At 47.0% G+C, this 13,456-nt stretch carries 9 protein-coding genes and 1 pseudogene; 7 read left to right on the plus strand and 3 right to left on the minus strand.

Annotated elements, in window-relative coordinates:
* Nucleotides 1-11 precede the first annotated feature (11 nt).
* The 3 genes and pseudogenes from HUU58_11595 to HUU58_11605 all read right to left on the minus strand — a co-directional run bounded on the left by HUU58_11595 (nucleotide 12) and on the right by HUU58_11605 (nucleotide 5,862).
* Nucleotides 12-1,691, minus strand: a complete 1,680-nt coding sequence (locus HUU58_11595) for a M1 family metallopeptidase (GenBank protein NUN46315.1) — start codon at nucleotides 1,689-1,691, stop codon at nucleotides 12-14.
* A 37-nt stretch (nucleotides 1,692-1,728) separates the two neighbouring features.
* Nucleotides 1,729-3,144: an MATE family efflux transporter gene (locus HUU58_11600; GenBank protein NUN46316.1), complete on the minus strand. Its 1,416-nt coding sequence runs from the start codon at nucleotides 3,142-3,144 to the stop codon at nucleotides 1,729-1,731.
* Between the two features lie 483 nt (nucleotides 3,145-3,627).
* Nucleotides 3,628-5,862: pseudogene (locus HUU58_11605) on the minus strand (aconitate hydratase).
* A 314-nt stretch (nucleotides 5,863-6,176) separates the two neighbouring features.
* Here HUU58_11605 and HUU58_11610 point away from each other — a divergent pair.
* From HUU58_11610 to glgA, 7 genes are all read left to right on the plus strand, one after another.
* A complete protein-coding gene (locus tag HUU58_11610; GenBank protein NUN46317.1) occupies nucleotides 6,177-7,421 on the plus strand; it encodes an acetate kinase in 1,245 nt (414 codons plus the stop codon).
* A gap of 179 nt (nucleotides 7,422-7,600) precedes the next feature.
* On the plus strand, nucleotides 7,601-8,686 hold the full coding sequence (locus HUU58_11615) for a radical SAM protein (protein NUN46318.1): 1,086 nt from the start codon (nucleotides 7,601-7,603) through the stop codon (nucleotides 8,684-8,686).
* 15 nt (nucleotides 8,687-8,701) lie between these two features.
* A complete protein-coding gene (locus tag HUU58_11620) occupies nucleotides 8,702-9,541 on the plus strand; it encodes a hypothetical protein (GenBank protein ID NUN46319.1) in 840 nt (279 codons plus the stop codon).
* Entirely contained in the window at nucleotides 9,541-10,293 is a 753-nt protein-coding gene (locus HUU58_11625) for a DUF3108 domain-containing protein (GenBank protein NUN46320.1), read from the plus strand. Before HUU58_11620 ends, HUU58_11625 begins: the two co-directional genes overlap by 1 nt.
* Before the next feature lie 43 nt (nucleotides 10,294-10,336).
* Nucleotides 10,337-11,050, plus strand: a complete 714-nt coding sequence (locus HUU58_11630) for an esterase family protein (protein ID NUN46321.1) — start codon at nucleotides 10,337-10,339, stop codon at nucleotides 11,048-11,050.
* A 28-nt stretch (nucleotides 11,051-11,078) separates the two neighbouring features.
* Nucleotides 11,079-11,786: a hypothetical protein gene (locus HUU58_11635; protein NUN46322.1), complete on the plus strand. Its 708-nt coding sequence runs from the start codon at nucleotides 11,079-11,081 to the stop codon at nucleotides 11,784-11,786.
* Nucleotides 11,787-11,794: 8 nt separating this feature from the next.
* Nucleotides 11,795-13,279, plus strand: a complete 1,485-nt coding sequence (glgA, locus tag HUU58_11640; protein ID NUN46323.1) for a glycogen synthase GlgA — start codon at nucleotides 11,795-11,797, stop codon at nucleotides 13,277-13,279.
* Nucleotides 13,280-13,456 lie beyond the last annotated feature (177 nt).

Below are 13,456 nucleotides of genomic sequence, written 5' to 3' on the forward strand. Positions count from 1 at the left end.
ATTACAAGATGTTATTGCAAGCGTTCATCCAAAAACATCCAATAGATGTTTTTATCTACATAAAAACGATCTTCTTCGATCTTAAAATCTCTCGGATCCAGGTTTTCCAATTTCATCATCTGCCATTCCGTCGTCGGCGTGACCCATTCATACCGATCTTTAGTTGTCGTTACACGAATAGGCATACGAAAACTTTTAACATCCGCCGTCCAGCGGTATCGCATCGTCGTAGTCGAACCTTTTTTGAATAGCGCGACATCGAGTTTGGGCAACGCCTTGTGTTTGAGATATTGATCAAAAAAATAACCGTAATCCGTTCCGGTTTTCAGGCGAACGTAATTGAAGATAGAATCGGCATCTATCGTTTTGTAACGGTACGTATCCTGAATACCGCGTAATATTTCAAACCAAAGTTTATCATTATTGATTACGCTGCGCAGCGTGTTGAGCATCAGTCCGCCTTTGGGATACATATCGCCGGAGCCTTCTTTATTCACGCCCCGCGGACCGATGATCGGACGGTCATTTTTGACGAGCGTTTTATTGGCATTGATATAGCGCAGAGACGTCGGATAATCGTACACACCTTCGAGATAAATCGTTTCGGCGTAATTTCCGAAACTTTCGTGAATCCACATATCGGCTAGATCATTGGAACCTACGGCGTTGCCCCACCATTCGTGCGCCGTTTCATGAATGATGATAAAGTCAAACAACAATCCTTCCGCCGCTTGCCCTGTGCCTTTGTAACCGTTGACGTAATTATTACCATACGCTACGGCGCTTTGATGCTCCATACCCAAATGCGGTGACTCGACTAATTTATATCCATCACGATAAAACGCATATTTGCCGAACGATTTTTCAAACGCGTCCATCATACCTTTGACTTGAGCAAACTGTACTTTGGCTTTTTCGAGATTGTACGGCATGACATAATAATCGCATGTCAGCTTCTGACCGTCGTAGGATGTATAGGTTTCTCCAAAATACGCAAATTTGCCCACATTGAATGTGACGTTATAATTATTAATGGGGTACGTAACGGCATAATCAAAACGCGTCCAACCGGAACCCATATCTTTTTGTTTTCGCAAGCGACCATTAGAAACATTGGTAAGGCCTTTGGGTACGGTAATGCTGATGAGCATACTGTCGGGTTCGTCCGACTGGTGATCCTTATTGGGCCACCAACTGCTGGCGCCGAAGCCCTGGCATGCGACAGCAATCCACGGATTTCCCGATTTGTCACGCGACCAGATAAATCCACCATCCCAGGGCGGGTTTTTAGCAACAATGGGTGTGCCCGAATAAAACACGGTAAAGCTTTGTCGAGAGTTTTTGCGAATCGTCTCAGGAAATTCTACGAATACGGCATTGAACTCACGAGAAAACTTAAGTTTTTTTCCTTTCCATTCGATCCGATCAATCGTGTAATGATCGAACAAATCAATTTGTAATCGGGTAAAATCCTGCATTGCGACCAACGTGATCATATTGCTTCCGCTGATACGGCGTGTAACGGTATCTATTTTTACATCCAGAGCATAATGCGTCACATCAAAACATGTTCGCAGCGGCGTCAGCATACCACGCAACGAATCCGCACGGGTTACGGTTTCATCGTTATCCAAAACTTGCGCGTACAATGAACAACTTATCGTAAGAAAAATAGTTATTAAACTTCGCATAACGTTTTTCCTTTGGTATGTGATGATTAAAAAAAAATCATATTTTTTGCAGTTTCCAATGTCCTTTTCTAAACATAATCACGCTTACGACAGTCGCAACCGATTCCGCAATCGGTATAGCGGCAAACACACCCTGCGCACCGAATCCGTAGATAACCGCTAAAACATACGCCAAAGGAATTTGGAACATCCAATAACAACCGAGATTGATCCACGTGGGTGTGCGTGTATCGCCGGCACCGTTAAATGCCTGCACCATCACCATACCGCAGGCATACACGACGTAACCGTAGCTAATGATGCGTAAACAATCCACGGCGTAATAAACGACCTGCGGATCATCGGTAAACCAAGCGATGATCATCTCTGCAAATGAAATAAAAAGGATTGCCACAACACCGAGAAAGAACATATTCGCGCGCGCCGTGAACCACACCGCACGTTCGGCACGATCGGGCTTTTGAGCGCCGAGATTTTGACCGACCAGCGTCGCGGCGGCGTTACTCATACCCCAGGACGGCATGATGGCAAAAATAATCACGCGTATGGCGATAGTGTAACCGGCCAAAGCCGCGCTGCCTGACATTGCTACGATACGTACGAGCCCAAGCCAGCTTGCTGTCGTAATAAAAAATTGGAAAATACCTCCCACCGATACTTTGATCAGGTTCCACAAAACTTCGGGATCCAATCGCATCACGGCCGGCGAAAAAACAAGTCGCCGTTTTCCATAAATCAGAATGTATAACTGAAACAACACACCCACGCCGCGACCGATATTGGTTGCTATGGCCGCGCCGGTAACACCCATGGCCGGCACGGGACCAAAACCAAAAATAAAAATCGGATCGAGGATCATATTGAGCAAATTGGCAACCCACAAAGCATGCATGGCTGTGACAGCATCACCCGCGCCGCGAAAAATAGCGTTATTCAGAAAAAGCAAAACAATGGTGAGATTGCCGCCGATCATCCATACGGCATAACCGGTTCCGTTTTCGATGATACCGGCCGAAGCGCCCATTTGCTCCAAAAGCCAAGGCGTCATCGTCAGTCCGATCACGCTGACCGGTAAGGAAACGGCCACGCCGATCAGTACGGCCTGAAAACCCGCTATGGAAGCCGCTTCGGGGTTGTGTTCCCCGATACGCCGAGCAACCATGGCCGTCGTCGCCATGCTCAGGCCGATCGCCACGGCAAAAATAATTGTCAGCATGGATTCGGTTAACCCGACGGATGCTACCGCATCCGGGCCAAGCCGACTGACAAAATACACGTCCACAATACCGAACAGCGATTCCATAAACATTTCCAAAACCATCGGTATGGATAAAAGTGTAATCGCTTTTCCGAGACTGCCTTCCGTATAATCGTGTTCGGTGCCACGAATGCCGTCGAGAATATGACTGAAAAACGTTTTAATCGAAAATTTTTCGGGTGTCGTAGTGGACATAGTGTGCGTCAATAATAATTAATGAAATAGGTTTCTGAGTCCGGATAAATAAAAGACAGGCCTCGCGTTGTACGAACCGATCAAAATGATGTTCCACAGAATGACGTGAATTTATTGATCTGTAGATAAAATAAAAAAGGCTGCATCATAAGCTACGACATATCGCTGTGTATTTTTCGGCATGATGTACAAACCGCTGCGATCGTATTCGTAAACTTTTGATACAGCCCGGTAAGGGAAATGAAAAGTCTATCGCTTCCGTGAGTTTTTTTTCACGGGTTTACGGTTTGTTTTCTTTGTCGCTTTTTTGACTGTTTTTTTAACGGCCTTTTTTACCTTTTTTGTAGCGGCCGCTTTTTTGGGAGCGACTTTGGCGCTTTTTTTGGTTTTGGTCTTCGCTTTCGCTTTTTTAATTACCGTTTTTTTCTTGGCTGCTTTTTTGGTTTTAGTTGCCGTTTTTTTACGCGACGAAGCGGCCGTTTTGCCGCCTATCAGATTGAGTGCGCTACCGGCTTTGAACCAACCGATCTGTTGCGCGTTATACGAATGGTTGAGTTCGATCGTCTCCACGGAACCGTCGCTATGTTTAATGTCCATCGTCAGCGGCACACCCGGTGTAAACGCCGTCAAACCACGGATCGCCAAGCGATCGTCTTCACGAATTTTATCATAGTCCGCCGGGTTTTTAAATGTCAACGCCAGCATACCTTGTTTTTTGAGATTCGTTTCGTGGATGCGTGCAAACGATTTGACGATGATGGCGCGACCGCCCAAGAAACGCGGTTCCATCGCCGCATGTTCGCGGCTTGATCCTTCACCGTAATTTTCGTCGCCGATAGTTATCCAGCTAATGCTCTGGGATTTATAATACCGCGCGTTATCGGAATAACCTTTGGTTTCGCCGGTAATCACATTTTTACCTTTGCCGGCTTCACCGGTAAATGCATTAACGGCACCGATAAACATGTTGTTGGAAATATTATCCAAGTGCCCGCGGAATTTGAGCCACGGCCCAGCGGGCGAAATATGATCCGTCGTACATTTGCCTTTGGCTTTGAGAAGTACCACGGCATTTTCGATATCGCGACCATCCCATGCCGTAAAAGGACTCAACGCCTGCAAACGTGAGCTCGCGGGATCAATGATCACCTGCACTTTGGAACCGTCTTTTGCCGGTGTGACATAACCACTCTCTCCGGGCGTAAATCCGTTGCGCGGCAATTCATCACCGTCGGGCGGCAATAAGCGAATTTGCTGACCCTCCGCATTGGTGATCGTGTCTGTCATCGGATTAAAGCTCAGGCGTCCTGCGATGGCCAGTGCCGTTACTATTTCCGGGCTGGCAACAAATGCATGGGTACCGGAATTACCGTCATTGCGGGCTTTGAAATTACGATTGTACGATGTGACGATAGTATTCGGATCGCCCTCACTGACACCATGGCGTTTCCACTGGCCGATGCACGGACCGCAGGCATTGGCTAAAACTTTACCGCCGATTTTAGCGAAATCTTCCAATTGACCGTCGCGTTCGATCGTCGCACGAATCTGCTCGGAACCCGGTGTGATCACAAATTCGGCTTTGGCTTTAAGACCGTGTTGCGAAGCGATGCGCGCTAAACTGGCCGAACGTTCGATATCTTCGTACGATGAATTGGTACACGAACCGATCAATGCCACACGGATTTCATCCGGGTAATTATTATCGGCAACGGCTTGTTTCAATTCAGAAATTTTCCATGCTTTGTCCGGTGTAAAAGGCCCGTTAACATGCGGCTCCAATTCGCTCAGATTGATTTCGATGACTTCATCGTAATACGCTTCCGAACCTTCGTCGGCGGTAAGTAACGCGGCGTACTGATCCGCCAGTTTGGCGACGGCTGCGCGCTCCGTCGAACGAAGATACGCCGCCATACGCGTGTCATAGGGAAAAATAGAAGTGGTCGCGCCGATTTCCGCACCCATATTACAAATCGTTCCTTTACCGGTACATGAAATGGATGCCGTGCCGGGACCAAAATATTCGACGATTTTCCCGGTGCCGCCTTTGACAGTCAGAATACCGGCTAATTTGAGAATCACGTCTTTGGGTGAAGTCCATCCGCTGAGCGAACCCGTGAGTTTGACACCGGTAATGCCGGGCCATTTGAGTTCCCACGGCAATCCCGCCATGACATCCACGGCATCCGCACCGCCGACACCGATAGCGATCATGCCAAGGCCGCCGGCATTGGGTGTGTGCGAATCCGTGCCGATCATCATACCGCCGGGAAACGCATAATTTTCAAGCACGACTTGATGGATAATACCTGCGCCGGGTTTCCAAAAGCCGATACCGTATTTATTGGAGACGCTGGCCAAAAAATCATACACTTCTTTGTTATCACTATTGGCTTTTTTCAAATCGTCCGCCGCACCGACTTCGGCTTGTATCAGGTGGTCGCAGTGCACCGTGGAAGGCACGGCCACTTTGGCTTTGCCGGAAGACATAAACTGAAGCAACGCCATTTGTGCGGTCGCATCCTGCATGGCTACACGATCGGGTGCAAGATCTACGTAATCTTTGAACCGTGCGGGCGCGGCTTTGGGGTTTTCCGCAAAATGGGAAACGAGAATTTTTTCCGTCAGCGTGAGCGGACGTCCGAAAAGTTTGCGTGCGCGGTCTTGTTTGGCCTTCATGCCGGCATATACGCGCTTTATCATATCGAGATCAAACATGGCAGTAAAACTCCTTGATCATAATTCTATGTACATAAAAGTAGAAAGATTGCTCTGAATTGGCTGATGCATTATTAGTCGGTGAGTTATTCATGCGAGCGCAAAATACATAACTTAGAAAGTTTACGCAAGGGAATATCTCGAATTTTGCTCCCGATGAAGATTTTTTTATCGTCAACAGACTTTATGTAACGGCTTGGAAATCATCTCGCATTACGCAGGTAGATGGCAACTTGATGCCATATCTTCATAATTCTTATTCCGCCTTGCAACGCATATTTCAAATTGCGATATTAAAAAAAGTAAAGGATATCATGAATATACTAGTTCTCAACAGCGGCAGTTCTTCCGTAAAATTTCAGGTCATCAATACGGACCTCACGCAGATCCGCGACAATGCGGATACACGCCTTGCCTCGGGTATCATCGAACGTATCGGCAGCGAATCCATCATTTCGTTTAAAGCCGAAGGCCAACCTACGCTCAAACAAACCGCACCGATGCGCGATCATAAGATGGCCGTCGATAAAATCGTCAAATGGATTATTGGGAAAGATACAAAAATAAACGGCATCAACGGCTTATCCGATATCCACGCCGTAGGTCATCGCGTGGTGCATGGCGGTGAAAAATTTACCCGCTCGATTTTGCTCAACGAACAAATCATCCAAGAGATCGAAGATTGTATTGAACTGGCGCCCCTGCACAATCCGGCTAACCTCAAAGGCATTTATGCGGTTACCGAAATTTTCGGCGCAGGCATCCCGCAAGTGGCAGTATTTGATACGGCATTTCACCACACGATCCCCGAAGAAGCTTATCTCTATGCTATTCCGTATCAGTTTTACCGCCGCTACAAAGTGCGCCGGTATGGCTTTCACGGTACGTCCCACCGTTATGTCGCGTATCGTTACAGGACATTGACGGGGCAAGCCAAAGAGCAGGTCCACATCATGACACTGCATTTGGGTAACGGCGCCTCCATTTGCGCCATCCGTGGCGGAAAATCCGTGGACACATCCATGGGTCTGACACCACTGGAAGGACTTGTTATGGGAACGCGTTCAGGTGATATTGATCCGGCTGTATTGGAGTTCCTCTCCCATAAAGAAGGATATTCGCTGCAGGAAATCGAATCCGTACTCAATAAACAATCCGGTTTGCTCGGGATCTCAGGTCTTACCAACGATATGCGTGACATCATCGCGGAAGCGAAAGAAAATGATGATCGCCGCGCTAAACTTGCCATCGAAATATATTGTTATCGCATTCGCAAATATATCGGAGCATACTGTGCGGCCGTCGGAAAACCCGAAGCTTTAGTATTTGCCGGCGGCATCGGTGAAAATTCGGCGTATATTCGCGAAAGTATTTGTAAAGGCATGGAGTTTTTTGGATTAACGCTCGATCCCCATCTTAATGCCGCAACCGTCGGCGGTAAAGAAGGTGTCATCTCTTCGCCGGATGCACACCTCAAAACATGGGTCATCCCCACCAACGAGGAACTGCTCATCGCGCGAGATACGGTGCGTTGCGTAGAAAAGGCACCGCTGCCGTGATAGTTGAGTGACTTTCGCAACGAAATAACGCGAAAAACAGACACTGCGTTTGTATTCATTGTTTTTTTTAAATTGAATAGCAAGCGTAAGACCCCTGGCTCAAATAACCTGACACCTCATTCCGCAAAGACTGGGCTTGATTTTAGGGTAATAAATAAGGAAATTCGCCCGTATCCAATATGAATTATATCTTACGGGAAGCATGGGATGTATTAAAAAATCCCGGCATTATTCCCAAACTGCCCAACATGATGCGGGCATCCGCATCGTACGCCCTTAATAAATTGACACGAAAAAATATCGTGTGGGGTTACCCCTTTGTCATGATGGTGGAGCCTACCAATATCTGCAACCTCCGTTGCCCGCTATGCATCACGGGGAGCAAACTGATGACCCGCGACGACGGCATGATGACACTGGAACGATTTAAACAATTGATGGACGAAATGGGCCCCTATCTGATGCATCTCACACTTTGGAGCCAAGGCGAACCTTTCGTCAATCGTGATTTTGTAAAAATGATTCGTTATGCGCATGACAAACATATCAAAACGGTTACCAGCACCAACGGTCATTTCCTTAGTGAAAACGCCGAAGCGATCGTCGAATCCGGTCTGGACACGCTGATCATCGCCGTGGACGGCGCATCACAGGATACGTACGAAAAATACCGCGTGAACGGAAAATTTGAAAAAGTATTCAACGGCATGAAAGCCATTGCTGCAGCGAAGGCCAAATTAAAACGAAAAACTCCGGCGATCGAACTTCAATTCATCGTCATGAAACATAACGAACATGAACTGGATGCCATTCGTCGTATGGCGCACGAATGCAATGTACAGGTATTATCGCTCAAAACGGCGCAAGTCTATACTGCGGAACAAGCTCAAGAATTTTTACCGAACAATGAAAAATACCGGCGTTATGAAATCAGTAACGACGGAACGTTCGCCGCAAAAATCGGGTCCATCAATTTTTGCCGATGGGTATTGATGTGCCCTGTGATCAATTGGGACGGCACCGTATCGCCATGCTGTTTTGATAAAAATGCGGATTACCCGTTGGGCAATGTATTTGATCCCGGCGGAATGAAAACCATCTGGAAAAATAAAGCGTACCATGATTTTCGTCGCCGCATTTTTACACAGCGTAGCGCTATACCGATTTGCAGCAACTGTTCCGAAGGACTCGAAGTCGAAGTTTACGAAAAAGAATTGATCCCGTCACGACCGGCCTCTGCGGTTGCACTGGATCACGTCGCTTAACCATAAAAGGCCGCCATGAGCAAGAAAAAGGAAAAAAAGAAATCCGAAAAAAAGCAGGGCAAGAAGAAACCGGCCAAACCGGTTCCCGTAAAAAAATCAACCGGCAAAAAAGCCAGTTCTAAACCTGCATCCAAAAAAGCAAAACCGACCAAAAAAAGCGTCGCGGCCAAATCCCCTTCCAAAAATACAACCCCCACTGTTGATAAAAAACAGACGTCCGCTAAGTCAACCAAAAAACAACCGTCCCGCCCCCCAATCCCGCGTACACCGGCAGATAACGTGCGGCGACCTTTTAACATAATTGAGAGTTATATGGGTGAATATCGTTTTAACGACATGTTTGCAGTGCTTTTTGTTTGTACCGGTAATATGTGCCGCAGTCCTTTAGCCGAAGGTATCTTTAAGCGCAAATTGGCCATTGAGTGCCCCGAATCCATCAAACACAAAATCTGGGTAGAATCGTGCGGCATTTACGCGTACGACGGGAATAAGCCTTCGGAAAACGCCATCAAAGTCGGCCATCAAAACGGCGTTGATATTTCCGCAATTCGATCCAAACCGATCAACCGTGTGCTCGTCGAGCAATCCGATCTTATTTTTGCGTTGTCCATTGATCATTTAAACTATATTCAGGAAAATTTTCCGACCGCGCGCCATAAAACATATTTGATGAAAGTATTCGGCAAAGATCGCGGCGTCACGATTTCCGATTCGATCCCCGATCCGATGGGTTTCAGTATGGACTTTTACCTGAAGACCTATAATGAAATCCATGTTACCATAGATGAGATTTTTCAAAAAGTCGTCGCTATGGCCGAACAAAAGCTGAACCCCAAATCATCCGAAAGCATGTAATGCGTTTTGCCATCGTTTTTTTGTTCTTTTATATAAGCGGTATCGCTCATGTCACGGCCGGCGACCCCCTGCGAACGTTGCCCAATAAAGCGTTCCCCGTAGGGGAAAAACTCAAATTTTCCATCGGCTGGGAATTTATCAGCGCGGGCACCGCGACATTGGAGGTGGAGCAGCTCACCGCACACCGCGATCGCCCGTGTTACCTTATTTCCGCGACGACCGTATCCAACGCTTTTTTTTCTACCCTGTATCCGGTCAAAGATCGTTTGGAGTCGTACATTGATCAGGACGGATTGTATCCCCTGAAATATGTGAAAAATACTTCCGAAGGCGGCTATAAACGTAATTTTACTACCGAGTTTTATCACGAACAACGCAAAGCCACGATAGATGACCGCGACTCGGGATACAAAGAAATTGCAATTCCTGAAATGGTACAGGATATCATTTCTGCATTCTATTATTTGCGCAATCAACCGTTGGAAATCGGAAAAACGCTGTCGCTTGCGACGTACGACAACGGCAAAATAAATCAGGCCACGGTGAAGGTGGTTCGTAAAGAAACCATTTCCGTAGATGCCGGTGAATTTCATTGTATTCTTGTACAAACGCCGATCGGGCCTTTTAATAATAAATCCGATCTGAATATTTGGCTTACCGACGATGATCGCAAAATACCGGTTTTGATGAAATCCAAAATTGCCATCGGATCGGTACGGGCTGAACTCGTCGAAATGAGCGGTACTTTTTAAGTTCACCTCAAACCTGTCATTGGTACGCTAACGGGAGAAAACCATGCAGCATTACGTTCACGGATGGTATTCCGAACGCCTCGGCAAACAAATGAACTTTCAGCATTTTGGCCACGGCGGCGCGCCGGTCGTGGTATTTCCCACCACACTCGGCAATCTGTACGAATTTTCCGATCGTCGTATGATCGATCCGCTCGCCGAAAAAATCGAAAACGGACTGATCCAAATTTTATGCGTGGATTCGATCAATAACGAAAGTTGGTACAACGATCAGATTCATCCGCATGAAAAAGTTCGCCGCCATGTTTTATACGAAGATTATCTGATCCATGAATTTTTACCCTATTTGCGTAATAAAACCGGGACGGATTATCTGATTCTTTTAGGTTGTAGTTTCGGCGGTTATCATGCGGTCAATTTTGCAATGCGTCACCCGGAAATGGTCAACCGAGCTATCGGCTTGAGCGGTTCGTACACGATTCAAGGCTTTCTGGGCGGCTACTACGACGACTTGTGTTATTACAACAATCCCGCACATTATGTGCAACATCTCTCCGACCCATATTATATTGACCGTTATAATACACACACGGAAATCACGCTTGTAACCAGTGATCTGGACCCTTGCCGGGAGCGCAACGAATATTTTCATCAGATTCTCTCGGAAAAAGGAATTCGTCACAATTATTTCTTTTGGGACGGAGGCATCGGCCACGATTGGCCTTACTGGCAACGCATGATCGGGCATTACGTTTAAATCGCTTTAGACCACATTCTACATTATTATGATCGGCATACGTTTACTACTTTTTATATCCGTTCTTTTCTTTTTTTATTTTCTTGCGCGCCAATCCGATACGACCGAAACCATGCGTTGCGACGCGTCGTTTTACGGTCACGGCCGGATACCGGTCAAATTGCGCAGGCCGGTAAACGATTCGATCCCTGCAACCCCGATTCGCGTAGCACAGTTTTTCAGGTGGACGCTATCGCAAGATTCATTGATCCAACATATGGACGTCTTACCTGAATCGGAGCCCGTTACAGGATTTGAAGACCGTACCGTCTGCATTGAAGGTTACGCCGTAGCTATACGCTACGATCATAAAGACGGTCTGTATCAAAAAGACAATGCGCTGTATTTGGAAATGACCGATTCACCGCGTTGGGATGCACCGCATCTGATCGTACGGATACCGCCGGGCGAGGCTTATTGCGATGCGCGTACAACATTGTGGAACATCGCACATTGGGATGCTTCCGCGGCCAAAGAAAAAATTTCGGCTGGAATGCGTTTGATGCGCAGACCCACACGCGTACGTGTGACCGGTTTTTTGTATATCAATCCGGAAACCAAAAAAAAATACGACCGGCACGGCATCAGTTATCAAACCAAAGGTATTCCTGACGGCATACAACGAAAAAGAACACCGCCTCAAACGCAAGGCGTTTGGGAAATTCAGCCGGCTTTTCGGGTCGCGTTGATAAACTAACTATACGCATGAAAACACCACTCAAAATTGCTTTGGCTTCAAGTGAAGTCGCTCCGTTCGCCAAAACCGGCGGCCTGGCCGACGTATCGGGTGCCTTGCCCAAATACCTGACGCGTTTGGGATGCGACGTCAAAGTGTTTATGCCCAAATATGTTTCCGTGGACGACAGCAAGTGGGATTTACATTACTGTGCCGATATCGGCGAAATCCTCATTCGTATGGGACGCGTTACACGGAGTGCCCATGTACTCAAGTCCGCTATTCCCGGCTCCGAAGCCGAGATCTATTTTATCGAATGCCCGCACTATTATCATCGCCGCCATATTTATACGATGGATCGCGACGAAGATGAGCGGTTTATTCTTTTTTGTAAAGCCGTCATCGAAGTGATGCAGCGCATCCAATGGGCGCCGGATGTCGTGCACTGCAATGATTGGCAGACGGGGTTAATTCCGATCTACCTCAAAGATAATTACAATTGGGATCGGATGTTTGATCGTACCGCGTGTTTGTACTCCATACACAATATCGCTTATCAGGGGCGCTTCTCCAAAGATACGCTGTATCGCGCCGAAATGCGACCCGATCAGTTTTATCCCGGCGGGCCGATGGAGTTTCATGACACGTTTAGTTTTATGAAAACCGGTATTCTTTCATCCGAAGTCGTTACGACCGTCAGCCATACGTATGCCAAAGAAATTCTGATCTACGAATACGGTAACGGCATGAACGATGTGCTGTGGCCGCGGCAAAATGATCTTTTCGGCGTATTAAACGGCATTGACTACGATGAATGGGACCCGGAAAAAGACAAATACATCCCCCATCCTTTTTCACAGTCCGATCTTTCCGGTAAAGAAAAAAATAAAAAATTTCTTTTGGAGCAAGCACATCTGACGTACGACCCGGTCAAACCGGTGATCGGAATTGTGTCGCGTTTAGTCGGACAAAAGGGATTTGATCTGATCGAAAAAGCATTGCCGGAACTGATGCTGCTTGATGCACAGTGGGTCATACTCGGCAGCGGCGAAGACCGTTATGAAGATATGTTCGAAAATCTGCATCACGCTTTACCTTATAAAGTGTGGACCTATATCGGCTATAGTAACGAACTCGCGCATCGTATCGAAGCCGGGGCGGATATTTTTCTGATGCCTTCGCACTTTGAACCTTGCGGGCTCAACCAAATGTACAGTCAGCGGTACGGTACGATACCGGTAGTACGAAAAACCGGCGGACTTGCCGATACGGTTTGGGATTGGCATGCACTGCATTCCGCCGGGCGCGACATCGGTAACGGTTTTACTTTTACGGATGCGTCACCATATGCTTTATTTACGACCTTACTGCGTGCACTCGAAACCTACAAAGACAAAACCGTGTGGCGAAAAATCCAGCAGAACGCCATGGCAATGGACCATTCGTGGGACGCTTCGGCCCAAAGATATATCGAACTCTATAAAGCGGCGATTCAAAAACGACGCGCCGGATAGAATAACAAATAAAACCTGGTTAATTAATCTAAAATCAATTTGCACTGTAGACTTATTTACAATTTCTATCTCGGCAAAGTAATAATGTCCTAATATAGCAAAGTAGAAATGTCGTGTTAGAAAGCCGTATTATTGTCTCCTAGTGAAGGAGGCAAGTATGGCAGAGAAGGACATTTT

This window comes from bacterium, assembly GCA_013360215.1.
In the GTDB taxonomy this organism is placed as follows: domain Bacteria; phylum CLD3; class CLD3; order SB21; family SB21; genus JABWCP01.

What these genes read in the sequence shown, in the direction of transcription:
- HUU58_11635 (NUN46322.1), top strand. Translation starts at nt 11,079, where the DNA reads ATGATCGGCATACGTTTACTACTTTTTATATCCGTTCTTTTCTTTTTT.
- HUU58_11615 (NUN46318.1), top strand. Translation starts at nt 7,601, where the DNA reads ATGAATTATATCTTACGGGAAGCATGGGATGTATTAAAAAATCCCGGC.
- HUU58_11630 (NUN46321.1), top strand. Translation starts at nt 10,337, where the DNA reads ATGCAGCATTACGTTCACGGATGGTATTCCGAACGCCTCGGCAAACAA.
- HUU58_11625 (NUN46320.1), top strand. Translation starts at nt 9,541, where the DNA reads ATGCGTTTTGCCATCGTTTTTTTGTTCTTTTATATAAGCGGTATCGCT.
- HUU58_11600 (NUN46316.1), bottom strand. Translation starts at nt 3,144, where the DNA reads ATGTCCACTACGACACCCGAAAAATTTTCGATTAAAACGTTTTTCAGT.
- HUU58_11620 (NUN46319.1), top strand. Translation starts at nt 8,702, where the DNA reads ATGAGCAAGAAAAAGGAAAAAAAGAAATCCGAAAAAAAGCAGGGCAAG.
- HUU58_11610 (NUN46317.1), top strand. Translation starts at nt 6,177, where the DNA reads ATGAATATACTAGTTCTCAACAGCGGCAGTTCTTCCGTAAAATTTCAG.
- HUU58_11595 (NUN46315.1), bottom strand. Translation starts at nt 1,691, where the DNA reads ATGCGAAGTTTAATAACTATTTTTCTTACGATAAGTTGTTCATTGTAC.
- glgA (NUN46323.1), top strand. Translation starts at nt 11,795, where the DNA reads ATGAAAACACCACTCAAAATTGCTTTGGCTTCAAGTGAAGTCGCTCCG.